General features: G+C 67.4%; 20 protein-coding genes and 1 pseudogene. 16 read left to right on the forward strand and 5 right to left on the reverse strand.

What is annotated here, in order from left to right; all coding sequences use genetic code 11:
- The first annotated feature begins 41 nt into the window (after positions 1–41).
- The 6 genes from EFAMC1_RS11150 to lgt all read left to right on the forward strand — a co-directional run bounded on the left by EFAMC1_RS11150 (position 42) and on the right by lgt (position 5,601).
- A complete protein-coding gene (locus EFAMC1_RS11150) occupies positions 42–443 on the forward strand; it encodes a hypothetical protein (protein WP_154052912.1) in 402 nt (133 codons plus the stop codon).
- A 434-nt stretch (positions 444–877) separates the two neighbouring features.
- On the forward strand, positions 878–3,376 hold the full coding sequence (locus EFAMC1_RS03330; protein WP_154052913.1) for a U32 family peptidase: 2,499 nt from the start codon (positions 878–880) through the stop codon (positions 3,374–3,376).
- Between the two features lie 232 nt (positions 3,377–3,608).
- Entirely contained in the window at positions 3,609–3,926 is a 318-nt protein-coding gene (locus tag EFAMC1_RS03335; RefSeq protein WP_154052914.1) for a NifU family protein, read from the forward strand.
- A gap of 15 nt (positions 3,927–3,941) precedes the next feature.
- Positions 3,942–4,175, forward strand: a complete 234-nt coding sequence (locus EFAMC1_RS03340; RefSeq protein WP_154052915.1) for a NifU family protein — start codon at positions 3,942–3,944, stop codon at positions 4,173–4,175.
- Positions 4,176–4,733, forward strand: a complete 558-nt coding sequence (gene dcd, locus EFAMC1_RS03345; RefSeq protein WP_154052916.1) for a dCTP deaminase — start codon at positions 4,176–4,178, stop codon at positions 4,731–4,733.
- A gap of 52 nt (positions 4,734–4,785) precedes the next feature.
- Positions 4,786–5,601: a prolipoprotein diacylglyceryl transferase gene (gene lgt / locus EFAMC1_RS03350; protein ID WP_154052917.1), complete on the forward strand. Its 816-nt coding sequence runs from the start codon at positions 4,786–4,788 to the stop codon at positions 5,599–5,601.
- 115 nt (positions 5,602–5,716) lie between these two features.
- Here the strand turns inward: lgt and EFAMC1_RS03355 are convergent, their stop codons facing one another.
- On the reverse strand, positions 5,717–6,127 hold the full coding sequence (locus EFAMC1_RS03355) for a transcriptional repressor (protein ID WP_154052918.1): 411 nt from the start codon (positions 6,125–6,127) through the stop codon (positions 5,717–5,719).
- Positions 6,128–6,367: 240 nt separating this feature from the next.
- Here EFAMC1_RS03355 and ahpC point away from each other — a divergent pair, with 240 nt between their 5' ends.
- The 3 genes from ahpC to EFAMC1_RS03370 all read left to right on the forward strand — a co-directional run bounded on the left by ahpC (position 6,368) and on the right by EFAMC1_RS03370 (position 9,656).
- Positions 6,368–6,931: an alkyl hydroperoxide reductase subunit C gene (ahpC, locus tag EFAMC1_RS03360; RefSeq protein ID WP_154052919.1), complete on the forward strand. Its 564-nt coding sequence runs from the start codon at positions 6,368–6,370 to the stop codon at positions 6,929–6,931.
- 127 nt (positions 6,932–7,058) lie between these two features.
- The gene (locus EFAMC1_RS03365; protein WP_154052920.1) at positions 7,059–8,741 is read left to right on the forward strand and encodes an FAD-dependent oxidoreductase; all 1,683 of its coding nucleotides are present in this window, start codon (positions 7,059–7,061) and stop codon (positions 8,739–8,741) included.
- Between the two features lie 207 nt (positions 8,742–8,948).
- Positions 8,949–9,656: a 5'-methylthioadenosine/adenosylhomocysteine nucleosidase gene (locus EFAMC1_RS03370; RefSeq protein ID WP_154052921.1), complete on the forward strand. Its 708-nt coding sequence runs from the start codon at positions 8,949–8,951 to the stop codon at positions 9,654–9,656.
- 49 nt (positions 9,657–9,705) lie between these two features.
- On the opposite strand, the gene EFAMC1_RS03375 is transcribed toward EFAMC1_RS03370, so the two are convergent.
- Positions 9,706–10,539 (reverse strand): hypothetical protein, encoded by an 834-nt coding sequence (locus EFAMC1_RS03375; RefSeq protein ID WP_154052922.1) that lies wholly within the window; start codon positions 10,537–10,539, stop codon positions 9,706–9,708.
- Positions 10,540–11,103: 564 nt separating this feature from the next.
- Here EFAMC1_RS03375 and carA point away from each other — a divergent pair.
- The 5 genes from carA to EFAMC1_RS03400 all read left to right on the forward strand — a co-directional run bounded on the left by carA (position 11,104) and on the right by EFAMC1_RS03400 (position 20,311).
- A complete protein-coding gene (gene carA, locus EFAMC1_RS03380; RefSeq protein WP_261981746.1) occupies positions 11,104–12,390 on the forward strand; it encodes a glutamine-hydrolyzing carbamoyl-phosphate synthase small subunit in 1,287 nt (428 codons plus the stop codon).
- On the forward strand, positions 12,391–15,600 hold the full coding sequence (gene carB, locus EFAMC1_RS03385; protein WP_154052924.1) for a carbamoyl-phosphate synthase large subunit: 3,210 nt from the start codon (positions 12,391–12,393) through the stop codon (positions 15,598–15,600).
- Positions 15,601–16,356: 756 nt separating this feature from the next.
- Complete coding sequence (locus EFAMC1_RS03390) at positions 16,357–17,397, forward strand: branched-chain amino acid aminotransferase (RefSeq protein WP_154052925.1); 1,041 nt, start codon at positions 16,357–16,359, stop codon at positions 17,395–17,397.
- A gap of 441 nt (positions 17,398–17,838) precedes the next feature.
- Positions 17,839–19,233, forward strand: a complete 1,395-nt coding sequence (locus tag EFAMC1_RS03395) for a DNA recombination protein RmuC (RefSeq protein ID WP_261981747.1) — start codon at positions 17,839–17,841, stop codon at positions 19,231–19,233.
- 1 nt (position 19,234) lies between these two features.
- The gene (locus EFAMC1_RS03400) at positions 19,235–20,311 is read left to right on the forward strand and encodes a M42 family metallopeptidase (RefSeq protein WP_187324535.1); all 1,077 of its coding nucleotides are present in this window, start codon (positions 19,235–19,237) and stop codon (positions 20,309–20,311) included.
- 144 nt (positions 20,312–20,455) lie between these two features.
- Here EFAMC1_RS03400 and EFAMC1_RS03405 read toward each other — a convergent pair whose 3' ends face one another.
- Positions 20,456–21,907, reverse strand: coding sequence for an ATP-binding protein (locus tag EFAMC1_RS03405; protein WP_154052927.1), 1,452 nt, complete (start codon positions 21,905–21,907; stop codon positions 20,456–20,458).
- Between the two features lie 209 nt (positions 21,908–22,116).
- Between EFAMC1_RS03405 and EFAMC1_RS03410 the strand changes: the two genes are divergently transcribed.
- Positions 22,117–22,398: a HigA family addiction module antitoxin gene (locus tag EFAMC1_RS03410; RefSeq protein ID WP_261981748.1), complete on the forward strand. Its 282-nt coding sequence runs from the start codon at positions 22,117–22,119 to the stop codon at positions 22,396–22,398.
- Here EFAMC1_RS03410 and EFAMC1_RS11415 read toward each other — a convergent pair.
- On the reverse strand, positions 22,349–22,969 hold the full coding sequence (locus EFAMC1_RS11415; RefSeq protein WP_187324536.1) for a hypothetical protein: 621 nt from the start codon (positions 22,967–22,969) through the stop codon (positions 22,349–22,351). The genes EFAMC1_RS03410 and EFAMC1_RS11415 overlap by 50 nt on opposite strands.
- A 251-nt stretch (positions 22,970–23,220) precedes the next feature.
- A pseudogene (locus tag EFAMC1_RS11420) lies at positions 23,221–23,475 on the reverse strand (AbaSI family restriction endonuclease); the annotation flags it as partial.
- A gap of 525 nt (positions 23,476–24,000) precedes the next feature.
- Here EFAMC1_RS11420 and EFAMC1_RS03420 point away from each other — a divergent pair.
- Complete coding sequence (locus tag EFAMC1_RS03420) at positions 24,001–24,966, forward strand: putative ABC transporter permease (protein WP_154052930.1); 966 nt, start codon at positions 24,001–24,003, stop codon at positions 24,964–24,966.
- Positions 24,967–25,102 lie beyond the last annotated feature (136 nt).

The following is a 25,102-nucleotide window of genomic DNA, read 5'->3' on the forward strand; positions in this document are numbered from 1 at the left end:
TCCATGTTCGCGATGGTTCCAACTCGCCCATGGAGAGCATTTTGGATGTCCTGTTCCTTTTGCCCAGAAGGCTTGGTGGCATGGGGATAACCGGGAAGTCCGAGCTCAATGGCAGAGTTAGAACACCGGGCAATGACAGGTTCGTCGACCTGCTCCTCGATAGCGTTGGGCTTGAATACAAGGGAAAGCAACCGCATTCGATCGAGAAGGTCGGTCGTGATGATCGACGTCAGAACAAGCTGACGGGTTCTGGCATCTCGGTCATCAACGTGTGGTATGAGGACCTTGTTCAAGATGGCCTCTTTCGCGAGCTTGTGCTTGACGTGTACCGCGCAATGGGAAAGCGACTGAGGATTCGCGACGCGGGGTTTGAGGGCCGGCAGATGATTCTCAGGGCGAGGCTGCTTCCGGCTCTCAAAAGGTATTCCAAGCTGGACTTGTAGCTGGCGACCGCCGTTGCCGAGGAACTGATTATCGGATTCGTGGTCACGAGGGACGGTTTACCGTGGGTATTGAGCGCGAGGCTGCGCGAAAAGAAGGCGGCAAGTTCGAATATTGGCTGCTGATAGCGGCTTTACAGGGATATGGGGTTACCGGTGGCCTGCCGATGGCGGGGAACTCCGGATTATAGGCGGTCATAGCGCTTTGAATTGCAGGGTAAGTCGCCCGTCGTGACCACCAACCGCAAAATTGGCTTACTCAGATGGTCGGCGGGACGCTGGGCCGAGTCGGATGTTGCCTTGGGTGGATGGGTGCGTGCGCCTTGGCGCTCGGGGCGCCTGGGGGTGTGGAGCTTTCGGCTTTGCGGGTGGGGTTATGTTAACGTGAGGGCCGACTTCAATTGCTGGTTTTAGGGCAACATTTACGGAGAGGGACCATGGCAATCGAGCTGCTGGCTCCGGCGGGGGGTCCGGAGCCGTTTCGCGCGGCGCTCGCGGCGGGGGCCGACGCCATCTACTGCGGCGTCGGCAACGACTTCAACGCCCGCCGCGGCGCCCACAACTTCACCTACGACGCGTTCGAGGCGGCGTGCCGTGAGGCGCACCTGGCCGGGACGCGCGTCTACGTGACCATCAACGTCGTGGTCCGGCAGGGCGAGATGGCCCGCGCGCTCGCGCTCGTGCGCTCGGCGGCCATCCGCGGCGCGGACGCCTTCATCGTCCAGGACTGGGGCCTCTTCCACGAGGTCCATCGCCTGTGGCCCGAGCTTGAGCTGCACGTCTCGACGCAGGCCAACGTCCACGACGCCCGCGGCGTCGCGTGGTGCCGCGGGCAGGGGGCGCACCGCGTGACGCTCTCGCGCGAGCTCTCGCTCGCAGAGATCGAGCGCATCGCCGAGGAGGGCGTGGAGCTCGAGGTCTTTGGCCACGGTGCGCTCTGCTTCTGCTACTCGGGCGTGTGCCTCATGTCGAGCATGGCCGGCGGCCGCAGCGCCAACCGCGGCCTCTGCGCCCAGCCGTGCCGCCTGCCCTACGACCTCGTGGACGAGCGTGGCCGCGCCCTCGAGGCGCCCGGCCGCACCCGCCCGCTCTGCCCCAAGGACGCCTGCACCGCCTCCGACGTGGGCGCGCTCATGGCCGCCGGTGTGGGCTCGCTCAAGGTCGAGGGCCGCATGAAAGCGCCCGACTACGTGTGGAGCGTCGTGGGCGCCTATCGCGAGCAGATCGACGATGTGCTCGCGGGCATGGCGGGCCCCAAGGCCGCGGAGCTGGGCGGCACGCCGGTCGACAAGGCCGTGGCGAGGAGGTTGGCCCGCGCGTTCAACCGCGACTTCACCGACGCCTACCTGCGTGGCACCTCGGGCGACGAGATGATGAGCTACGAGCGCTCCAACAACCGCGGCCAGCTCGTGGGCGAGGTCATCGCGAGCTCCGGCGGCCAGGTCCAGAGGAGGGATGGTCGCGGCAACCTGCACCGCGACCCCCGCCAGGACCGCCGCGCCGCGCGCTGCACGGTGACCGTGCGCGTGAGCGAGCCGGTCGGGGCGGGCGACCTCCTCGAGCTCAGGCCCAAGGACAACCCCGACGCCTTCCTCACGGCGACGGTGCCTGTGGACGCGCGCGCCGGCGGCACGGTGGAGTGCAAGGTGGCGCGCCCGATGCCCAAGGGCTGCCCCGCGCGCCTCATCCGCAGCAAGGCCGCCCATGACGGCAGCTCCCAGGCGCTCAGTCGCGAGGTGACGCGCAAGCGGCCGGTCCGCGTGAGGGTCATCTCACGCCTGGGTAGGCCCTTCGCGGTCGAGCTTACGTGCGTGGGCGGCCCGCTCGGCCAGGACGGCGCCCTTCCGCGCGCTGTCGCCGAGGGCTTCGTGGTGGAGCCGGCCCGCACCCGCGCCGTCACACGCGACGACCTGGCCGAGCACGTGGGACGCATGGGCTCGTCCGCCTTCGAGCCCGTCTCCGTCGAGGTCGACATGGACGAGGGCTGCGGCATGGGCTTCTCTGAGGCGCACAAGGTGCGCACCGCCGCCTGCGAGGCGCTCGAGCGCGCGATTATGGAGCCCTACGTGGCGCGTGCGCGGGGCCTCGCCCAGGTGTCGGGCCTCGAGGATGACACGGACCATCCCGCAGCCCGAACCGCCGCGCCCGAGGTCTGCGCCATCGCGATGACGCCCGAGGTTGCCCGCGCCGCCCTCGATGCCGGTGCCGCCCGCGTCTACGTGCCCTCCGATGAGCTTGCCCAGGGCGCGTGGCCCGAGGGCTGCGTGCCCGTCCTCGACGAGGTCTGTCGCGAGCCCGACCACGCCCGGCTCGACGCGTGGGTGCGGACCGGCGAGCCCGTCGCCGTGGGCAATGTGTCCGAGCTGGCGCTCGCCGCCCAGCTTGGCGCCGCGCCCGAGGTGCGCGGCTGCATCCCCGTGCACAACGCGAGCTGCCTCGCGGCGCTCGAGCGCGCGGGCGCGGCGGGAGTGTGGCTCTCGCCCGAACTCACCCTGGAGGAGATCTCGGAGCTTGCCCCGCGCGCGACCGTGCCCGTGGGCCTCGTCGTCTCGGGGCGCCCGCGCGTCATGACGAGCGAGCACTGCGTGCTGCAGACGGCGAACGCCTGCATCCACGACTGCCCGCGCTGCGCCCTGCGCGGGCGGCGGCTGTCGCTTCGCGACCGCGATGGCAAGCTCCTGCCCGTCCGCACCGACTTGCACGGGCGCTCGCGCATCTACGATGCCTTCCCGCTCGACCTCACGCCGCAGACAGGCGAGCTCGTTGCCGCTGGCGTCACGCGGCTTGCCGTGGACGCGACGCTGCTCGACGAGGGGGAGGCCCGCGCGGCCGTGGCGAGGCTCGTGCGCGCGCTCGATGCCGTGGCGGCGGGGCGCAAGCCGGCCGCGCGCGAGCGGCACGCCACGAGCGGGCACCTGTTCTCGGGCATCGGGTAGGGCGCGGCTCAGCCGACGCCCCAGCCCGCGGTGGTCTCGCTGGCCCGTGCCGCTCCGTGCCGCCCAACGGCACCCCAGCCGCCCTGCGCCCGATCCCGCAATCTCGCGCTCGGGCGCGTACCGTTTTGGGTATACGCTGCTGCTAGTATGTGTGTGTGACGCACGGGCACGCCCGGCCGCGGCCGGAGGCCCGTGCGAGCGATACCCGGCCATGCCGGGGGAGAGGAAGGACATGGCAGAGAACGAGACCACGACCACGGCCGATTCGGCCAAGGCCTCTGCGGCGGCCACTGCCGAGCCGGCGGCTCGTCCCAAGATCGACCACCAGCTGCTCGAGGACGTCATCGACGCGATTCGCCCGAGCTTCCAGGCAGACGGCGGCGACCTCGAGCTCATCGGCGTCAACGACGAGACGGGTGAGGTCACCATCGAGATGACGGGCGCCTGCGCTGCGTGCATGTTCGCGACGGCCGACATCTCCGAGGGCATCGACGGCATCATCAAGGAGCACGTGCCCGGCGTCACGGCTGTCCGTCCGGTGATGTACTAGAAGGCAGGAGATTCGATGGCAGTTGACACCGAGCTTCTCGAGTCCGTGCTCGATGCCGTGCGCCCCAGCCTCCAGGCCGATGGCGGCGACTGCGTGCTCGTGGGGGTCGACGACGCCGGCGTGGTGTCGCTCGAGCTCACGGGCTCGTGCGCAGGCTGCTCGCTCTCGGGCCTCACACTCTCGCAGGGCATCGAGCGCGTCCTCGTCGAGCACGTGCCCGGCGTCACTGCCGTGAAGGCGGTGGGGTAGATGGTGCTCTCCGACCGGGACATCAAGGCCGAGCTCGCGAGTGGTCGCATCGTCATCGAGCCGCTGGACCCCAAGGACGTCCAGCCCGCCTCGGTCGACGTGCGCCTGGGCTCGAGCTTCAGGATCTTCCGCAACTCGACGCACACCTACATCGACCCGACGGTCTCGCAGCCCGAGCTCACGGAGGCCGTCGAGGTGCCGGAGGGCGGGCAGTTCGTGCTGCACCCGGGCCAGTTCGTGCTGGGCACCACGCTCGAGCGCATCGCCGTGCCCGACGACATCCTCGGCAAGCTCGAGGGCAAGTCGACGCTCGGGCGCCTCGGCCTCATGATTCACTCGACGGCCGGCTACGTCGACCCGGGCTGGGACGGCGAGATCACCCTCGAGCTCTCCAACGTGGCGACGCTGCCCATCGTGCTGCACCCGGGCATGCGCATCGGGCAGATGTCGTTCGAGCGCATGACGGGCCCGGCAGAGCGCCCGTACGGCTCCAAGAGCCTGGGGAGCCACTACCAGGGCCAGCGCGGCGCCGCGGCGGCGCGCACGCTCACGGACTGACGAAGTCGCCCCTCCGCCCCGGCCGGCGGAGGGGCTTTCATGAGGAGCCTCCATGCTCAACGAGCTCTACCACAGCCTGAATCCGGTGGCCATCGCCCTCGGCCCCATTGTCATCCGTTGGTACGCCCTTGCCTACCTCGCGGGATTCGTGCTGGCGGGCGTCGTCGTCTACCGGGTTGCGCACCGCTGGAGCCTCGACCTCACGTCCGAGGAGGTCACGAGCGTCATGGTGGGCATCGCGTGGGGCGTCATCATCGGCGCGCGCCTCTTCTACTGCCTGTTCTACGGCGACGGCTACTACCTTGCCCACCCGCTCGAGGTCTTCGCGGTGAGCGAGGGCGGCATGAGCTTCCACGGCGGGCTCGCGGGCGCCGTCGTGGGCGGCGCGCTCGTGTGCCGGGGACTCAAGGTCTCGTTTCCCACCATGTGCGACCTGGGCGTCATCGGCGCGCCCATCGGTCTGTTCTTTGGCCGCTGCGCAAACTTCGTGAACGGCGAACTCTGGGGCAAGCCCACCGACCTGCCCTGGGGCGTTGTGTTTGAGACGGGCGGCAACGTGGCGCGCCACCCCAGTCAGCTCTATGAGGCGGTCCTCGAGGGCCTCGTGATCTTCCTCGTGCTGCTGTGGCTGTCGCGAAGGACCCCGGCCCGTCCGCAGGGCACGTTCATGGGCACGTTCCTCGTGCTCTACGGCGTGTTTCGCTTCCTCATCGAGTTCGTGCGTGTGCCCGACGCGCAGCTTGGCTACCTCTTTGGGCCCGTCACGATGGGACAACTGCTGAGCCTGCCCCTGGTGGTGGTGGGCGTCTGCGTGCTCGTATGGGCGCGCAGAGCGGACCGCCCGCAGGTGGGTCACATCGGGGCGTAGGGCCCGGCCGCTATCGATATGAGGCGGGGGTGCTGCCAGCTCGGCAGCACCCCCGCCCTCCTCTTCTCGCGACATTCCACTCGCCTGGGCGGCCGAGCCTGCCCGTGACTTGCGGCTACTTCTTGGCCATCCGCTTCTGGCAGCTCGGGCAGATGCCCACGAACGTGGTGACGTGCCCCTTCACGGCAAAGCCGGTCTGCTCGGCCAGCTCGGTGTCGAGCGCCCCCTCGTAGGGCAGAGGCGCGTCCGTGACGGCGTCGCACTCCTGGCACACCACGTGCGCGTGGCGGTCGCAGCGCAGGTCAAAGCGGTCGCCGCCCTTGACGTGCACGGCCTGGATCTCGCCCTCGTTGGCAAGCAGGTTGAGGTTGCGGTAGACCGTGGCCCTGCTGATGTGGTCGTCCTCCTTGCGCGCGGAGAGGTAAATCTCGTCTGCGGTGGGGTGGTCGTGGCGCGAGCGCACGGCATCGAGCACCAGCTGACGCTGCTTCGTGTTGCGGCGGTGCCTCGCGTTCGCCTCCTGCATGGCTGGAACCTCCTCGGGTGGCCCGGATGCCCGCGCGTGGCACGCGATCTGGCCGAACCAAAACCTGATCGAAAACTAGCTCATTCCCCTTGACTTAGCCTGAGGTAACTCCATAATAGGATTCAGTACTAATAAGGGCAAGTGGTATTCGTCAGTACCATATCTAAGACGAGGCCACAGCGGAAGAGCCGGGCGCACACGGCGCCCGGGACTGCCGCCAGAAGAGCAAAGGAGCTCATCATGTCCCAGATCGGACGCGAGATCGGCGACTTCACTGTCCAGGCATTCCAGAACGGCGAGTTCGAGACCGTCACCAAGGCCGATACGCTTGGTCACTGGTCCCTGTTCTTCTTCTATCCGGCTGACTTCACCTTCGTGTGCCCCACCGAGCTCGAGGAGCTCGCGGAGAACTATGACGCCTTCAAGGCCGAGGGCTGCGAGGTCTACTCCGTCTCCTGCGACACGCACTTCGTGCACAAGGCCTGGCACGACGAGTCCGAGCGCATCAAGAAGGTCACCTACCCGATGCTCGCCGACCCGGCGCACGTCCTGGCCAACGACTTCGATGTCCTCATCGAGTCCGACGGCGTTGCCGAGCGCGGCGCCTTCGTCGTCGACCCCGAGGGCAAGGTCCAGGTCTACGAGGTTACCGCCGGCGGAATCGGCCGCAACGCCAAGGAGCTGCTGCGCCTCGTCCAGGCCGCCAAGTTCGTGGCCGAGCACGGCGACCAGGTCTGCCCCGCCAAGTGGCAGCCGGGTGCCGAGACCCTGAAGCCCAGCCTTGACCTCGTTGGTCAACTGTAGGGTTATCGCTCGCTGATCCTTGCGCCCACATTGGCTTTTTTGTAGCTGGGTGAGTGGAGCACACAACAGTCTCTTCGGGCCGCGTCGGGTTGCCGGCGCGGCCCTCTTCGTAACAAGGGAGTTAGATATGGCAGACATTGACATCGCCAAGCTCTACGACGCGGTCATCGTGGGCGGCGGCCCAGCGGGCCTCACGGCCGCCATCTACCTCGCGCGCGCCCGCTATCGCGTGCTCGTCGTCGAGAAGGAGCACTTTGGCGGCCAGATTACCATCACCGACGAGGTCGTGAACTACCCGGGCGTCTTCTCCACCTCGGGCAAGGAGCTCACGGCCACGATGCAGCGCCAGGCCGAGGCCTTTGGTGCCGAGTTCATGCTCGCCGAGGTCACGAGCCTCGACCTCACCGGCGACATCAAGCACGTCCACACCACCAAGGGCGACATCCCCTGCCTTGCCGTGCTGCTTGCCACGGGCGCCAGCCCGCGCCACGTGGGCTTCAAGGGCGAGGAGGAGTTTCGCGGCCATGGCGTGGCCTACTGCGCCACCTGTGACGGCGAGTTCTTCACGGGCAAGGACGTCTTCGTCGTGGGCGGTGGCTTCGCGGCCGCCGAGGAGAGCGTGTTTCTTACCAAGTACGCCCGCCACGTCACCATCCTCGTGCGCGGCGATGACTTCACCTGCGCCGAGGGCACGGCGGAGGAGGCCAAGACCAACGACAAGATCTCGGTGCTCTACAACACCGAGATCGTGGAGGCCACGGGCGACTCGGCCCTCCGCCGCCTCGTCTACCGCAACGACAAGACCGGCGAGGAGACCACCTACGAGGCCAAGCCGGGCGAGACCTTCGGCATCTTCGTCTTCGTGGGCTACGCGCCTGCCACCCAGCTCGTGGACGGCGTCGCCAGGACCGGTGACCACGGCTACATCGTGACCGACGCGCACCAGGCCACGACGGCCGACGGCCTCTTCGCCGCGGGCGACGTGTGCGAGAAGCCCCTGCGCCAGGTGGCCACGGCCGTGGGCCAGGCGGCCACGACGGCCACCGAGATGGAGCGCTACCTCAAGGCCGCCCAGGAGCGCACGGGCCTGGTGCCCCAGGCCCCGGTGAGCCGTTCGAAGCCGACGCCCGAGGACAACAGCGCGGCCCCCAAGCCTGCCGCCGACGGCGAGGCCGCGAGCTCGGCCGCATCGGGCTCGCTCTTTGACGACGCCATGCTTGCGCAGCTGAACGCCGTCTTCCAGCGCATGGCCTCGCCGCTCACGCTCGAGCTCCACCTCGACGACCGACCGGTCTCCGGCGAGCTTGAGGGCTACATGACCGAGCTCGCGAAGCTCACGGACAAGCTCGACGTGAGGCACGCGGACACCTTCGGCGACGCTGCGTCCGAACTTCCCTTCGTGGCGGTCATGCGCGCCGACGGCACGCCCTCCGGCCTCGCCTTCCACGGCGTGCCGGGCGGCCACGAGTTCACGAGCTTCGTCCTTGGCCTCTACAACGCCGCCGGCCCCGGCCAGCCCATCGCAGACGAGGACCGCTCGGCCATAGCCGCTATCGACAAGCCGGTGCGTCTGCGCGTGCTCGTGGGCCTCTCGTGCACGATGTGCCCCGAGGTGGTCACGGCGGCCCAGCGCATCGCGGCCGACAACGCCAAGGTCACGGCCGACGTCTACGACATCAACCACTTTGGCGCCCTCAAGGACGAGTTCAACGTCATGAGCGTGCCGTGCCTCGTGGTGGACGAGGGCGACTCGGAGCAGGTGAGCTTTGGCAAGAAGGGGCTCACACAAATCCTGGAGCTGATTGGCTAGCGGATGGCTTGCCGGCGGCCCGGCGGGCCTCGAGGGCCTGGCGGGCCTGTCGGGTCCGCCGGGCATGACGGTCATGGCGCGCACCGGACACAGGGCCGAGATGCGCGAGCATCGCGGGGGCGCTCGGGCGTATGCCGGGGCGCCCCGCCCGCTGTCCGGAAGGCGCGGTATAGTATGCCCGTCGAGTAGGCGAGTGGGGGAGGGCCCATGGCACGCGTGAAGGTTGGCATCATCGGGGCGATGGAGTCTGAGGTCGAGTACCTGAAGTCGCAGGTGGCGGATGCCACGACGCGTACGGTGGCGGGGATGGAGTTCGTGGAGGGCACACTTGAGGGCGTGCCGGTCGTGGTCGTGCGCTGCGGCGTCGGCAAGGTGAACGCCGCCATGTGCGCCACCGTGCTCACGACGGTCTTGGGCGCAACGCACGTGATTAACACCGGCGTGGCGGGCTCGCTCGACGCGCGCATCGGCATCGGCGACCTTGTGGTCTCGACCGACGCGGTGGAGTACGACCTCGACGTGACGCTGCTTGGCTACAAGCCCGGCGAGCACCCCGACCTGCATCTCGTTGCCTTCGAGGCAGACGCGGCGCTGCGCCGCGCGGTGGTTGGCGCGGCCGGAGAGGCGGCCCGTGACGTGCACGTCTTCGAGGGCCGCGTGTGCTCGGGCGACAGGTTCGTGGCGTCCGACGACGCCAAGCGTTTCATCGTCGACACGTTTGGTGGCGTGTGCTGCGAGATGGAGGGCGCTGCCATCGCGCATGTCTGCCACCTCGTAGGCGTGCCGTTCGTGGTTGTGCGTGCCATCTCGGACAAGGCGGACGACTCGGGCACCGTGGACTACCCCACGTTCGAGAAGGCCGCCGCGGCGCACTGCGCGGCCATCGTGCTCGCCGCACAGCCGCACGTGGCGTAAGGGCGGGTGCCCGCGCCTGCTGCCCAGGCCTGTTCCTATTCGGCCGAGCCTACTCGCTGGTCTCCTTGGCGGAAGACGAGGTGGTCATCGTGGCAGGGCTGCTTGCGGCGGCGGTGCTTGCCGCGGAGTTCTGGCTGGCCTTGGGCGTGGCGGCCGAGGTGGTCGCCGACTGGCCCGAGGTCTCCTTCTGAGCGGTGGACTCGCCCTTGCTCGCGGACCCCTCGTCGGAGGCGGACCCGGCCGTCGTGCCCTGCGTGGCGGCCGACGTCTTTGCCGCGGATGTGGAGGCCGAGGTGGTCGCTGCCTTGGTGGTGGCGGACGCGGTCACCGAGGCCGTCGTGGTGACCTGCGAGGCCTTGGGGCCCAGGCCGTTGCCGGCCGTGAGCAGCGACACCACGAGGGCCGAGGCGCCCACCGCCGCGAGCGCTACCACGACGGAGACCACGATCACCTTGCGCTGCAGCTCGGCGCGGCGCTTGCTCGCGGCCTGGGCGCGCAGGGCCGGGGGAGCGATGCGTCCTCCGGCCGCGGTGCGCGCCGCGGGCTCGCGCGAGTCGAGCGCCACGCGGCGGGTTGCCTGGGCGCGCGGGTCCATCGCGCTCGAGGGCAGGGTCTCCGATCCGGGCTCCTCGCCCGAGTCGCCGCCGAGGTGGTCGCGCAGGCGCTCGCCCGACTTGGCGAGCATGTTGCCGTAGACCTTGGCCGTCACGGTGTAGGCTACCGAGCTCACGACCACGCCGATGATGCCACCCGCGATGCCCACCTGCTCGGTGAGCAGCATCGAGGTGACCGATGCTAACGCGCCGGCTATGACCTGCGCCATCGAGAGCCCCTTGAAGACTCCCGGCCTGTCCGTCTCGTCCCTGCGCTCGTCTGCTGCCATGCCAGCCCTCCGACGTCCGTGCCGCGCGTGCCGCACCAATCGTCGCACGCGAACAATCCTTATGTCCGGATGGGCATCAGAGTATAGGGCCGGGGGCACATCGTCTCGAATTCCTCACGAATCCGGGACGGCCGTCACCCACGCTAACGAGGCTAACGGCGCCCGCTCCGGCGGGACGGCGCCACCCGCACCGGCGGGCCGGGCAGCGCGGGCGTCGCGGCCGGCGCCGGGCACCCCGAACGCGCCCCACCCGCGTAGCTTTTGCGGACGTGTGTCCCGTCGGGGATTCTCGCGAGCCCGGGCCGCCCGCGCGCGTATACTGTCTCCCGACCTTTAAGCCGGTACGGGATACCTGCAAGGCACATGGCCTGCCTCGGCGTTGGACAAGTCGGGGTTACGTTGGGCCGCAGGGCACGCCACGAACAGGCGCGCCTGTCTTGTGGGCGCCGCCGTCATGGGCTGGCGCTTTTTTTTCGCGGGTGCGCCGGGACGTCCGGTCGTGCGCCCGCCCAGGCCCCGACCGGCACCATGGCCCCACGGGGCCGCGAACAGGAAGGGGTACGTGTGAACCCACTGCTGGCAACCGGTGCCACGCGGGCGCTCCTGGCGCTCGAGGACGGCACCACGTACGAGGGGCTCTCTGCGGGCGCGCCCGGCGAGACGTTCGGCGAGCTCGTCTTCAACACGTCCATGTCCGGCTACCAGGAGGTCGTCACCGACCCGTCCTACGCCGGCCAGGTGGTCGCCTTCACCTACCCACAGATCGGCAACTACGGCGTGTGCGCGGCCGACATGCAGTCCGACGGCGTCGACCTCGCCGGCGTCGTGGTGAGCGACATGTGCCACACGCCCAACAACTGGCGAAGCGAGGGCACCCTGCCCGACTTCCTCGTCGAGCACGGCATCGTGGCCATCGAGTGCGTTGACACCCGCGAGCTCACCCTGCGCGTACGCGAGGCGGGCACGATGCGCTGCGCCATCTCCACCGAGGACCTCGACCCGTCGAGCCTCGTGGAGCGCGTGAAGGCCGCCCCCTCCATCTCCGAGACCAACTGGGTGGCCAAGGTCTCCTGCCCGGAGCCCTACGAGGTCACGGCCAAGGTCGACCTCGACCACCCGCGCCGCACGCACAAGGTGGTCGCCCTCGACTGCGGCGAGAAGCGCGGCATCCTGCATGGCCTCGTGGGCGTGGGCCTCGACGTGCGCGTGGTGCCCTGGGACACCCCGGCCGACAAGATCTTGGCCATGCACCCCGAGGGCGTCTTCCTCTCCAACGGCCCCGGCGACCCGCGCGAGCTGCCCCAGCCCGCCGAGACGGCCGCCCAGCTCATCGGCAAGGTGCCCGTCTTCGGCATCTGCCTGGGCCACCAGATGATCTCGCAGGCCGCGGGCGCCGCCATCGAGAAGCTGCCCTACGGCCACCACGGCGGCAACCAGCCCGTCATGAACCTGCTCTCGGGCATGGTCGAGGTCACCGCGCAGAACCACAACTATGGACTCGAGTTCGGCAGCATCGGAGAGCTCGTGCCCGAGCTCTCCGGTGGCGACGATGTCGTGGCCGCGTGGAAGGCCGCCAGCACGGCCGACCTGCGCTTCTGGACCCGCCGCCACATCGCGCCGGTGGTGCGCTCCGAGCGCTTCGGCCGCATCCGCCTCACCCACGTGAACCTCAACGACGGCACGCCCGAGGGCATCCAGTTCCTCGACGCGCCGTGCTTCTCGGTCCAGTACCACCCCGAGGCCTCGCCCGGCCCGCACGACGCCACGTACCTCTTCGAGGCGTTCCGCCGGCTCATCGAGGGCGTGCCCGACTACCTTGCCATCGACGTCCGCGAGGGGAGGCGCTTCTAAGTGCCGAAGCGTACCGACATCAAGAAGATCCTGGTCATCGGGTCCGGCCCGATCGTCATTGGCCAGGCCTGCGAGTTCGACTACTCGGGCACCCAGGCCTGCGAGGCGCTCAAGGCGCTGGGCTACGAGGTCGTGCTCGTGAACTCCAACCCGGCCACCATCATGACCGACCCCACCGTGGCCGACCGCACCTACGTCGAGCCCATCACGGTCGACTCGGTCGCCAAGGTCATCGAGCGCGAGCGCCCCGACGCCCTCCTGCCCAACATGGGCGGCCAGACGGGCCTCAACTGCGCTATCGAGCTCGACGAGAAGGGCGTGCTCTCCAAGTTTGGCGTGGAGGTCATCGGCTGCAACACCGACTCCATCCGCATTGGCGAGGACCGCAAGCTCTTCGCCGAGGCCATGGAGGATATCGGCCTGCACATCTGCAAGAGCGGCTTCGCCTACTCGGTGGCCGACGCCGAGCGCATCGTCGAGACGCTGGGCTTTCCCGTCATCATCCGACCGAGCTTCACGCTGGGCGGCGCCGGCGGCGGCATCGCCTACGACATGGACGACCTGCGCCGCATCGTGGCCCAGGGCATCGACCTCTCGCCCGAGGGCGAGGTCCTGGTGGAGGAGTCCATCCAGGGCTGGAAGGAGATCGAGATGGAGGTGATGCGCGACTCCGCGGGCAACGGCATCGTCATCTGCTCCATCGAGAACCTCGACCCCATGGGCGTGCACACCGGCGACTCCATCACCGTGGCGCCCGCGCAGACCCTCGCCGACACCGAGCTGCAGAAGCTGCGCGACTACTCGCTCGCCATTCTCGAGAAGGTGGGCGTGGCCACGGGCGGCTCCAACGTGCAGTTCGCCGTGAACCCCGAGGACGGCCGCATCATCGTGGTCGAGATGAACCCGCGCGTGAGCCGCTCCTCGGCGCTTGCCTCCAAGGCCACGGGCTTCCCGATCGCCAAGGTTGCGGCGCGCCTCGCCGTGGGTCTCACGCTCGACGAGATCACCAACGACATCACGCGGGCCACGCCGGCGTGCTTCGAGCCCTCCATCGACTACTGCGTGGTCAAGGTGCCGCGCTTCGCCTTCGAGAAGTTCAAGGGCACCGACACCACCCTCACCACGCGCATGAAGGCCGTGGGCGAGGTCATGGCCATCGGCCGCACCTTCGAGGAGAGCTTCAACAAGGCTATGCGCTCGCTCGAGATCGGTCAGAACATGCTGGGCGCCGACCACCCCGAGATGTACGACGTGCCGGACTTCCGCCAGAAGGTCTCCGTGCCCACGCCCGAGCGCATCTTCTACGTGGTCGAGGCCCTGCGCCGCGGCTGGGACATCGAGGACATCCACGACCTCACGGGCATCGACGCGTGGTACCTCTCGCGCCTCAAGGGCATCGTCGAGATCGAGCGCTGGCTCTCCGAGCGCAAGATCTCCGACATCTCCGAGCGCGACATACGCTCCGTGAAGCAGATGGGCTTCTCCGACGAGCAGATCGCGCACTTCTGCGGCTGCACCGAGCTCGAGGTCCGCGCCTGGCGCAAGGCCAAGGGCGTCATGCCCGTCATCAAGACGGTCGACACCTGCGGCGGCGAGTTCCCGGCCCGCACGAGCTACCACTACAAGACCTACGAGTGGGGCGAGTCCGAGCGCCGTGAGGCCACCAAGCCGCGCGCGATGATCCTCTCGGCCGGCCCCAACCGCATCGGCCAGGGCATCGAGTTCGACTACTGCTGCTGCCACGCCGCCTACGCCCTGCACGACAAGGGCTACGAGACGGTGATGGTCAACTGCAACCCCGAGACCGTCTCGACCGACTACGACACGAGCGACCGCCTCTACTTCGAGCCGCTCACGTTCGAGGACGTCATGGACATCGTCGACGTGGAGCAGCCGGCGGGCGTCATCTGCACCCTGGGCGGCCAGACGCCGATCAATCTCGCCGCGCGCCTCAAGGCGGCGGGCGTGCCCATCATGGGCACGCAGCCCGACGCGCTCGACCTGGCCGAGGACCGCGAGCGCTTCAGCGTACTTCTCGACGATCTGGGCGTCGCCTACCCCACGAGCGGCGTGGCCGAGACCTACGAGGAGGCCGTGGAGGTGGCGCACCGCATCGGCTTCCCGCTGCTCGTGCGCCCGAGCTACGTGCTGGGCGGTCGCGGCATGCAGATCTGCTACGACGAGCGGCACCTCAAGAGTTACATGGAGGTGGCCACGCGCGTCTCGAAGGACCACCCCATCTACCTCGACTCCTTCCTCGACGCGGCGGTGGAGCTCGACGTCGACGCCCTGGCCGACGGCGAGCAGTGCTACGTGGGCAGCGTGCTCGAGCAGATCGAGGAGGCTGGCATCCACTCCGGCGACTCGGCCTGCTGCATGCCGCCCTACTCGCTGGCCGACTCCATGGTCGACGAGATCCGCGAGACCACGCACAAGCTGGCGCTGGCCTGCCACGTGGTGGGCGCGCTCAACGTGCAGTACGCGGTGCACAACGGCAAGCTCTACGTGATCGAGCTCAACCCGAGGGCGAGCCGCACCGTGCCGTTCTCGTCCAAGTCGACGGGCGTGCCGCTCGCGCGCATGGCGGCCAACATCATGGCGGGTGACAAGATCTCCGAGCTGGGGCTTCCGCCCGAGGACCGCGCGTTCGACTACTTTGCCTGCAAGGAGGCGGTGCTGCCGTTCGACCGCTTCCCGGGAGCTGACATGACGCTGGGCCCCGAGATGAAGTCGACGGGCGAGGTCATGGGCATCGCGCCGACGTTCCCGGCGGCCTACGCCAAGACGCAGCTCGCAATCAGCTATGGCCTGCCGACGCAGGGCCGCGTCTTCATCTCCGTGCGCGACCGCGACAAGCGCGCCGGCGTGAGCATCGCGCGCGACCTCGTGGGCATGGGCCTGACGCTCGTGGGCACCACGGGCACGGCGAAGGCGCTGCGTGCGGCCGGTATCGACTGCAAGAGCGTGCGCCGTACGAGCGAGATGCGCCCGAACATCGGCACGATGATTTCCGGCGGCGACATCCAGCTGATCATCAACACGCCGGGCGGCTACGACACGCGCGACGACTTCTACACGCTGCGCTCGCTCGCCGTGCGCTACCACGTGACGAGCGCGACCACCCTTGCCGGTGCGCAGGCCATGGTCGAGGCCATCCGCACCGCGCGCGAGGGCGACCTCGAGCCGGTGGCGCTGCAGGACCTCAAGTAGGGGAGGCGTGGCGCCGCCTGCGCGGGAGGTGCGTCATTCGTGCGTGCGTAGTCGCTGTGCCTCCGCGCCCGCGTGGCCGCCGCGCCATTTGTGGGCGTGGCCGTGGCGTCATTTGCGTGCGTGGTCGCTGCGCCATCTTCAGATGGGCGGTCCGCCTCATCCGGGCGCGGGTTCCAAGCTTTGGAACCCGCGCCCGTCGTGTGCTCGCCTCTTGTGTTCGTTCGCGCGCTCGTCTCTCGGAGCCGCGAGACACATAGTCGCGTGTTCGCGCGTTCGCTCGATCACGCAGCTCAGCAAGTTGCACGCTGAGGAGCGTTTGCTCGCGAAGGGGGCCGCAAATACTCCTCAGCGTGCAACCTGTATAACAGCGCGCAAGAGCTTACACGTCAGGGAGCGTTTGCTCGCGATTTGAGCCGCAAATACTCCCTAGCGTGCAACCTGTGTGGCGGTGCGCAAGAGTTTGCACGTCAGGGAGCGCTTGTCCGCAATCTGAGCCGCAAATGCTCCTGAGCATGCAACCTGTGCGGAGGCGTGCAAGCTTCATGAGCAGCGACTGAGCAGCGACCGTCTTGCGGTGTAGCTGCGCGTAACCAACCCGTAACAGTGCCGCTGGCCGATGTTGTGCCCGCGCTTGCCGAAAAGGGCTATGATTCGGCATTACCTGCGGGTAGCTCCCTCGCGGCGTCCGTGGACCCATGTCCGCCCCGCCACCTCAGGCCCCCGCGGCACGTTGGAAGCGTTCGTAAGGAGCTTTGCATGGCAGTTGAGAAGAAGGATCTGGACTGGGGCAACCTCACGTTTGACTACCAGCCCACCGACTACAGCTACGTGTCCAACTGGAAGGACGGCAAGTGGGACGAGGGCGGTCTGACCGACCAGCACACCGTCACGCTCTCCGAGTGCGCCGGCCTTCTGCACTACTGCCAGGAGGTCTTTGAGGGTCTCAAGGCTTACACCACCCAGAACGGCGACATCGTGTGCTTCCGCCCGGACATGAACGCCGAACGCATGTACAACTCCGCCGCCCGTCTCGAGATGCCGTCCTTCCCGAAGGACCGCTTCGTCGAGGCCGTCAAGGAGGTCGTGAAGGCCAACGCCGCGTGGGTGCCGCCCTTCGGCTCCGGCGCCACGCTGTACGTGCGCCCGCTCATGTTCGCCACGGGCAACGTCATCGGCGTCGCCCCGGCCGACGAGTACCAGTTCCGCATCCTCGTCACGCCGGTGGGCCCGTACTTCAAGGGCGGCCTCAAGCCCATCAAGCTCTGCGTCTCCAAGTACGACCGCGCCGCGCCCCACGGCACCGGCAACATCAAGGCCGGCCTGAACTACGCCATGAGCCTCAAGCCCACCATGGAGGCCCACCGCAACGGCTTTGCCGAGAACCTCTACCTCGACTCCGAGAGCCGCACCTACGTCGAGGAGACCGGTGGTGCCAACGTGCTGTTCGTCGCCAAGGACGGCACGCTCGTGGTCCCCAAGTCCCACACCGACTCGATCCTGCCCTCCATCACCCGCCGCTCGCTCGTGCAGGTTGCCGAGGACCTCGGCATGAAGGTCGACCAGCGTCCCGTCACCTGGGCCGAGGTCGCCGAGGGCGAGTTCGTCGAGTGCGGCCTCTGTGGCACCGCCGCGGTCATCTCCCCGGTGGGCGAGATCCACAACAACGAGCTCGTCGTCACGTTCCCGGACGGCCACGAGGAGTGCGGCCCGGTCATGAAGAGGCTGCGCGAGACCCTCGTGGGCATCCAGTCCGCGGCGCTCGAAGACAAGCACGGCTGGGTCTTCAAGGTGTGCTAACCAGCTTCTGACGCTATTGGCAGCTGCTGACGTTGGTTGACGGCCGCCCGACGGAAACCTCCGCGTGGGGTCACTTTGCTTCGCAAGGTCCCCTAGCCCCGCGCATCCGGTTTTTGTCGGGCGGCCTGGTGTTTACGTTGTTGACGGGGCTGGGCGGCATTGCTGGGGGTTGGGTGACGGCTGGCTGGGGCTGTGGGTGGCTCGCTTGGTTGTGATGATCGCCTGGCCTGATTCGTCTGGTGCGATTTGTCTGGCTCGATTTGCAGCCACCACGGTTTGGCGTGTTTGCTCGCTGCAAATGCGTAAATATGTGGAGGCTGTGCTGGGCGGCGGTTGGGCGTGCGCGGCGGGTTGGCTGCTGTCGCATATTGCCTGCGGCTTATTGTCCGGTCTGCGGGGTAGGATGGGGTGAATCGATTCTTGTCCCGGTAGGAGGCCTCCTTGCCCGCTGAGTCGTTGTTGGTCGTGCTTGTCGGTCTGCTCGTCATCGTGATTGGCGCGGTGCTCGTCGTGCTTGTGCGTCTCGTCCGAACGCAGGCGGGGCGGGCTCTCGCGTCGCCGTCCCAGGCGCCTACCGTCTCGGCCATGCTTGAGCGCCAGTTCGCGCAGAGCCGGGAGCTGCAGCAGGTCGAGCTCTCGCAGGCGGCCGGCAGCGTGTCCAAGCTCTCCGACCAGGTGGCGCAGCTGAGGGCGGAGACGGCACGCAGCCTCGAGGCCATGCGCGCCGAGAACCAGGCGAGCCTCGAGCGCGTCCGCGTCGAGAGTGCACGCAGCGCCGAGGCCGTGCGCTCCACGATGGACGACAAGCTTGGCCGAGAGCTGGGCGAGCAGCTCACGCGCTCGTTCTCCCGCGTTGACGCGCGCCTCGAACAGGTGAATCGCGGCCTTGGCGAGATGCAGGGGCTTGCCCAGGGTGTGGGAGACCTCAAGCGGGTGCTCTCCAACGTCAAGGCGCGCGGCATCGTGGGCGAGGTGCAGCTGGGTGCCATCCTGCGCGAGGTGCTGGCGCCTGCCCAATATGCCGAGAACGTGGCGACGGTGCCCGGTAGTTCGGAGCGCGTGGAGTTTGCCGTGCGCATCCCGGGCGAGGACGGCTTCTCGGTGTGGCTTCCCATCGACGCGAAGTTTCCCGGGGACACCTACGACCACCTGCGCGAGGCCCAAGAGACGGGCGATGCCGCGGCGGTTGACGCGGCGTGGCGCCTACTCGAGGCGAGGCTTCGCGCAGAGGCCAAGGATATACATGACAAGTACGTTGCGCCGCCGGCAACCACGAGCTTCGGGATTCTGTTCCTGCCCTTCGAGGGACTCTACGCAGAGGTGGCCGGCCGTCCCGGGCTCCTCGAGCGCCTGCAGCGCGAGAGCCGCGTGAGCGTGGCGGGTCCCTCCACCATGGCGGCGATGCTCAACAGCCTCGAGATGGGCTTCCAGGCTGTCGCGATCCAGCAGCGGGCCAACGAGGTGCAGCGTGTGCTCGTCGACGTGAGGACCGAGTTCGCAAAGTATGCGGACGAGCTCGCCAAGGCGCAGCGCCAGCTGGCGACCGCCTCCCGTACGCTGGACGTTCTTGCCACCACGCGAACGAGGGCCATGGAGCGCCGGCTGGCGAGCGTGACCGAACTGGAGACGGGAGAGGACTCGGCCGCGGCTGGCGCGGACGAGGCGTTGGATGCATCCTCGCAGGTCGAGCCCGACGCCCTGTCTCCGGGCGCATCTCTGCAAACCAATACCGGCGCCGCTTTCTCGAGTGCATCCTCACGGCCCAAGCCCAGCGCCGCTTCTCCGGGTGCGTCTCCACAATCCAAACCCGGTGCCCACTTCAAGCAGGAGGTATGAGATGAACTTCAATAAAGACGAGGTAATCGGCCTGCTCGAGCGCCTCTCGAACGCAAAGTCCCCCTCGGGCTTTGAGGACGAGACGGTCGCGGTGGTACGCGACTTCTGCCAGGGCTGGGCCGACGTCGAGGAGAACTCCCTTCGCGACGCCCTGATCACGCCGAGGGGCATGTGCGGGAATCGCCCCCGTGTCATGCTCGACGCGCACGGCGACGAGGTGGGTGGCATGGTGAAGGCCATTCACGCCAACGGCACCATGTCACTCGTGACCCTCGGACGCTGGCCGGACGGGGCCCTGACCGGCCAGGACGTGCTGGTCCGAAACACCCGGGGCGAGTGGCTGCATGGCACCATCGGCGTGAAGCCGCCGCATTTCGTGAGCGAGGCCGAGCGTGCCGCGCGCGTGGCGCAGCCCCTCATCCTGGACGTGGGGGCCACGAGCGCGGAGGAGGCGCGCGAGGGCTTTCACCTCGGGATTGGCGAGCCCATCGTGCCGGCGACGCGCTTTACCTGCGACCGGGTGCGCGGTATCTGCGTGGGCAAGGCGTTCGACTGCCGCGCGGGCGTGGCGGCGCTGCTCCTGGCCCTGCGCGAACTTGCCGGGAGGGGAGACCTCCAGGTGGACGTCGTGGCCTCGGTCTCCGGCCAGGAGGAGGTGGGGGAGCGCGGCGTTGCTGCGGCGGCTCGCCACTTTGGGCCGCGGGCTGCCTTCATGTTCGAGGGATGCCCGGCCGATGACACGTTTTTGCCCGCCGACGAGGTCCAGGCGGCCCTGCACAAGGGCCCGATGTTCCGCTACTTCGACCGCTGCATGATCACCAACCCGCGTTACCAGCGCTTTGTTCTTGAGTGTGCAACAAAGGCCGGCTTACCGGTGCAGACGTCGGTCCGCGAGGGTGGCGGCACCGACGGAGGCCCCGTGCACCTGCTCGACATCCCCTGCGTGGTGGCCGGCGTTCCCTGCCGCTATATCCACACCGCGGCCTCCCTCGTGGCCCTGGACGACGTCATGCACACCGCCCGCGTTGCCGTGGAGGTCCTCTCCAGCATGACCCCCGAGGTCATTGCGGGGTTCTAGGGCTGTCGCAGGCTTGAAGGTTTGGCTGCGGCGTCAGATGCGACTGGCGCCGCAGCACAGACGGTGGCTTCCAGACCGTCGAGGGGCGCGGAGTGGGCCATGCGACTGCCGCAGCCATAAGCACGAAAGCTGTATCTCCACACATCATCTCTCCACTCGTGCGGTAACAAACCGCTGGTTCTTGCTCTTCGGCTTCGCCGGAATCGTCTGTAGCAACTTGCCGTCCGCCACCAGCGGATTTAGGTAGCGCGTGCCCATGTAAGTAGTTCCCACTCCGAAATGATCCGCTATCTCGTGCCTGCTTCTGGGAACAGAGCAGAACGCCAGGATCTCCTCTCGCGTAATGCCCTTCTCGGAGGCATCTGTAGCGGCCTTAGTGAGAGGCTCGGGCTCGTTGAAGAGCTGCACGGTAAATGTGCCGCGCACATCCGCGAACACAGGCGGGCGAAGCCCCACCTTGCGCATCTCGTCTCGAATGACGGGGATGCCCGAATGCCGGTTCTCCGCCACCCCCTGAATCTCCAAGATGGACACGAGTGTGGGGTTGCGGGTCTGGACGTTCACGTGCCCCAAGTCCTCGACGCTCTGCCCGCCGAAGATCCCGCCCGGGTTCCAGCACTCAAGTCTGTCGCTGAACAGCATGAGGCGCGTGGGCGTTCCGTTGCTGTAGGGACCGTAGTCGCGGTGCATGAGCGAGTTCGCAATCACCTCGCGAACCGCATTTTCGGGGTACTCGGGAACGTCCTCCCTTTTCCCATCGACGATGACAGTCCTCGTCCTCGTGTTTCGCCTCACAAAGGCCAGGGCGTCCTCGACCATCTGGCCGATCGCTCCCTCGAATCGCTTGTTGTCCACGAAGCGATTGCCGTGCTCGTCCTGGCTCATCTCGGTGCCGGCCACGACGACGGCCGTTACGCACAGGTTGGGATACGCCTGCTGCGGATAGTCGGAAAGCGTGAGCATTCCCGCCAGCGTTGGCGAGCCTCTCCTCACGGCGCCGGTCAGGGCGAGCACCTCGTCTGTCGAGCGGTGGGAGAGGTGCGGCCGCTCAGCTTTTGCATCCAACACGTACTTGGACACAAAGTCGCTGCTCAGCATTTCTATGGAAGAAGCGGGGCTCACGTCGATGTCGTCACGAACGCCATTCCTGAAGGCTTCAATCTCGTAGAGCTCGGGAGCACCCATATGAAGGTCCTGGTCGCCCACGCGGACGAAGGAACCCTTTGTGATTCCGACCGTCCTTCGGTACGCCGGCTGCTTGCCCATGGGCAGTCCAGCAACGTAGCAACCAACGATTACGACCCCTTGGTGCTCTGCAACTTCGAACACGGGAGCGAGGGCTGGCTCAATCTCCTTGGCCTGCTCCGCAACAGCCTTTTGCAGGGCCTGCGCGTCATAGACGCCAACTGCGGCGAATGCGTTGTCCTCATCGAGGCCAAAGACGATGACGCCCCCGTCGCTTTGGTTGGCAAAGCTCGAGAGCGTGTCGTAGACCTTTGGAGCGCCGTGGGTTGCGGCCTTGACCTCAACCGTCTGCTCCTCGCATTGGCGTCGCTGAATGGATTCGACAAGTTCGATGAGATTCCGTCGTTCCATGGCTCCTCAAGTTCACGTATTTACTAAATCATTGCTAATTTTAGCAGACAGTTACCTAATTCTACTTAATAACTCAACTAGTTAAGAAGAATTAGGTAACACTCGTGTAGTTTTTTCAACTCTTTTGAACTGTGGGCAGAATCCTTACGTATTCGAATGGAGGCTTTGCTCCAAAAGGGATGACGGAGAGGCACGGGAGGTCGAGTTCTGTGACTATCACCGACTGCATTTCCACCCCAGGCGAGATTCTCAAGGAGGAGTTCCTCGAGCCGCTCGGCATCAGCCAGTACCGGCTGGCGAGGGCGATCGGCAAGCCCGAGTCTGTAATCTCGGAGATCGTAAACGGCCGACGCTCTATTTGCGTCGAGATGGCCTGGCTGCTGTCCCGCGCACTCGGCACGACGCCCGAGTTCTGGATGAACCTCGAAACCACCTATGAGCTCAAGACGCTCGACACCAGCTCGATGCCGCAGGTTGCGGCCTTGGCCTGAGGACCGGGGTCCGAAGGGATACGCAGATGACAGCCTGGGTGATACGCGCGGGCCGTCGGCGAAGCCCTCGAGCGCTGCGCGCTGCTGCCCCTCGTGCGGATCTGGTGGCCGGTGTAGGGGGCAAATATAACGTGGCAAGGTACGAGCGGAGAATCCCGAGCGATTCCGCCACTCTTGAGTACGTGGCCTCGTCGCCCTCCTCTGCGGTCTGGCGGTATGTGCCGGCGAAGCGGTAGATGGACCTCCCGGTGAGGGTATGGCGCTCGCGCAAGAACACGGCGCGGGTAGGTTCGTCGACGAGCGCGGCGCCGCCCGTCCGGGTGCCAGTGGGGGCGTACTCGCGGATGGCGGCCGTCTCGGGGTCGATGACTTCTTTCCAGTGCTTGTCGTCTCTCATGCCCTCCACATAATGGACGGGGAACCACACCTTCCACCCCTCGAAGCGCGTGCTCTTGAGGGTGGCCGGGGTGAAGTAGCCCCGACGCGGCCCCTTGGTGTCCTCCTGGTAGGAGCACCCGAAAAGGCAGTTGCACACCTGGGCGATCGACGCGAAGCGCACGGGGTCGTCCACGGTGAGCTCATCCCTGCCCGCGCACAGCGGACAGGGTCGAAAAACGACCAGACCCTGTCCTCGGCTCCGGCCATCTTTGCTCGGATGCCTCGCTTTCCGGCACGCGCCCGGACGTCGCCGGCGACCTCCTCGATCTGGCGCTCCACGTCCAACCAGCTGCGATCATGCACCACGACGCGGTGGAACTCGAGCCCTCCCGAGAACAGGCCGTCGAGGACGTCTGAGGCCTGGATTTCGCGCTCGCGCTCGGCGTCCTCCTCGGCCTGCTGCGCGTGCTGCTGCTCGTCGTACTCTATGGCGAGTCCGACCTCGGGGAAGCACAGGTCGATGAAGCGACGGTGGGCGTTGCCCTCCTCATCGCGCACCTTTGCGTACATCTGCGTGCGCGGGCGCAGCGGCAGGTCGCAGACCGGCCCCCAGATTCGGTTCACGACGTTGCTCTCGTAGCGCTTGTTTCGGGCGCGGGAGAACTCTCCGACGAGGTGCTCGAGTTTCGGGGCGTACATGGGGCCTCCATTCTCTCTCGCATGTACGAACAACGATTGCCCGCCAGGACAGGTTTGTGCCGTCACGAACAATGCCTGAGACGGTGACGTTGCGACACATTTCTCTTGCCCGCCAGACGCGGAAGGTTCGACGTATGCTCTCAAAAGGAGGTGCGCACTACTTGTCGTGACACAATGTGCGAGCGTAGCGGTTTTGGACAAGAGGCTCGACAAAACCCCAGTTGGCGGAGGGCGGCGTGTCCGAAAACGCTACAGTCGCGGATGGGGGGCGGAAACGCCACGTTCTCGGGAGCCGACGCGACCGGAAACGCTTCGTACGCGGGCGAGCCGACGTGACCGGAAACGCTTCAGTCGCGGCGACACCTCCGACATTGAGTGCTGCGCTCGCGCCCCGCACCAGACAAGATGCCCCCCAACCCCCACCGGCGCCTCTGCTTTGGGTACCATGCAGGGGAGGGGCGCACTGCCGCACTGCCGCACCGTCGCGCCCCGCCTGCCAGACCTCTGTGACGGGAGCCTGCCCCCTTGGTCAGCGTTCTGCTCATACTCATCCTCGTCGGCGTCGTCTACGTCTTCTTCCAGTGGGCAACGCGCACGCTGGGGTATCGTGCCGCGCGGGGCCGGAGCTTTCGCGCGCTTGCCCGTCGCGGCCGCGTGCCCGACGAGCTCCGTGACGCGGCCGACGAGGTCATCCTCGACCGCTCGCGCCGCCGTGCCGCGAAGGTTCGCCACGACGCGGCCTACGCGCGGATGCGCACGCGTCCCAAGCCTCGCCTCTCGACCGAGCAGGTCAAGGCCCTCAAGGCCGCCCGTGCCGACGTGCGCGAGGAGTTCCTCGACCACATGCACCCCGTCTTCTACCACTACGTCATCATCTTCATGGTGGCGAGCGTGGCGGGCCTCGTCCTCGAGATGGTCTGGATGTACGTCTCGGCCGGCCGCACTGAGCTGCGCGTCGGCCTCGTGTGGGGTCCGTTCTCGCCGCTCTACGGCTTTGGCGCCTGCCTGCTCACGATGGTGCTCTGGAGCTTCCGCAAGGCCCCCACCTTCCAGGTGTTCCTCGTCTCCGCGGCCCTGGGCGGCGGGCTCGAGCAGACCACGGGCATGCTCATGGAGGACCTCTTCCACGCGCAGTCGTGGACCTACGCCGGCCTTCCCGACGCCATCACGCAGTGGATTGCCTGGCGCTTCCTCTTTGCCTGGGGCGTCATCGGCCTCGTGTGGTGCCGCGTCGTGATGCCCGAGGTCATCTACCGCATCGGCGAGCCCACCAACAGGCTGCAGGTCGTCGTGGTTTCGCTTCTCACGGCCTTCCTCATCCTCGACATGCTCATGACGGTGTTCTGCTTCTACCGCAAGGCCCAGCGCGACGCCGGCATCCCGCCCGCCAACTCGGTGGAGGCTTACGTCGACCGGCACTTCTCGGACGAGTTCATCGAGAACCGCTTCCAGAACCTCGTGGTGGGCGAGGACCTGGCGCCCAACAGCTAAGCGCGCGGGGCCCCTCCTGCGCCGCGCCCGCGTGGGCCTCCAGCGGCCGCGCCCGCGCCCATGCGCTTTCGCTCGCCGCCATCCCAAAGGTCCGCGCGCCCGGCCTTAAGCTCGCATAAGGATTTGTGCCCGCCCC

It is taken from the genome of Olsenella uli, assembly GCF_901212675.1.
In the GTDB taxonomy this organism is placed as follows: Bacteria; Actinomycetota; Coriobacteriia; order Coriobacteriales; family Atopobiaceae; genus Parolsenella; species Parolsenella uli_B.